Source organism: Polynucleobacter sp. 35-46-11 (assembly GCF_002281105.1).
Map to the genome: position 1 here is coordinate 1 of NZ_NCFJ01000719.1, position 1,086 is coordinate 1,086.

The following is a 1,086-nucleotide window of genomic DNA, read 5'->3' on the forward strand; positions in this document are numbered from 1 at the left end:
GCTCAGCTGGTTAGAGCACCACCTTGACATGGTGGGGGTCGTTGGTTCGAGTCCAATCGAGCCTACCAACGAATAAAGACCCAAAAGTGCGCGGTTGCCGAAAAGCTCCCGCGCTTTCTTTTTGGTGGATGTTATGCAGTAAATCAGTCAATCGGCTGAATCTTAATAAGATGGAGCGGTCATGCTTGTAGTTACCCTGCCAGATGGATCTAAACGTGAGTTTGATGCTCCCGTACGCGTTCTTGATGTTGCCCAAAGTATTGGTAGTGGTCTTGCCAAGGCTGCTCTTGGTGGCATTGTTGACGGCAAGATGGTTGATGCCAGCTTTGTGATCGATAAAGATAGTCAGTTAGCCATCATCACTGATAAAAGCCCAGAAGCGCTGGAGATTGTGCGTCACTCCACCGCGCACTTGCTGGCCTATGCTGTTAAAGAACTATTCCCAGAAGCACAAGTCACCATTGGCCCCGTAATCGACAACGGTTTCTATTACGACTTCTCATTTCATCGCGCATTCACTCCAGAAGACTTGGTCGCAATTGAAAAGAAAATGGCTGAGCTGGCTAAAAAAGATGAGCCAGTGGTTCGCACAGTCATGCCCCGTGATGAAGCGGTAAAGTTTTTTAAAGACCAAGGCGAAAACTACAAAGCAGAAATCATTGCAAGTATTCCGCAGGGCGAAGATGTGTCTTTGTATGCCGAAGGAAAGTTCACCGACTTATGTCGTGGACCGCACGTGCCATCCACCGGCAAGCTCAAGGTATTTAAGCTTCTGAGCGTTGCTGGCGCTTACTGGCGTGGCGATAGCAAGAATGAGATGCTGCAACGGATCTACGGTACAGCTTGGTTGAAAAAAGAAGATCAAGATGCACATTTGCATATGCTTGAAGAGGCTGAGAAGCGTGACCACCGTCGCCTTGGTAAGTTCTTGGATTTATTCCACTTTCAACCTGAAGCGCCTGGTTTAATTTTCTGGCATCCAAAAGTCTGGTCAATTTGGCAAGAAGTTGAGCAATACATGCGTCGCGTTTATCAGCGCGAAGGTTATCAAGAGGTGAAGGCTCCACAAATTCTCGATCGCGGATT

1 protein-coding gene is annotated in these 1,086 nt (G+C 47.9%); it reads left to right on the plus strand.

Annotated features, from left to right (window positions below; translation table 11 throughout):
* Window positions 1-181: 181 nt before the first annotated feature.
* Window positions 182-1,086 (plus strand): TGS domain-containing protein (locus tag B7Y67_RS19070; protein WP_293599976.1); only part of this gene is annotated, 905 nt, incomplete at its 3' end.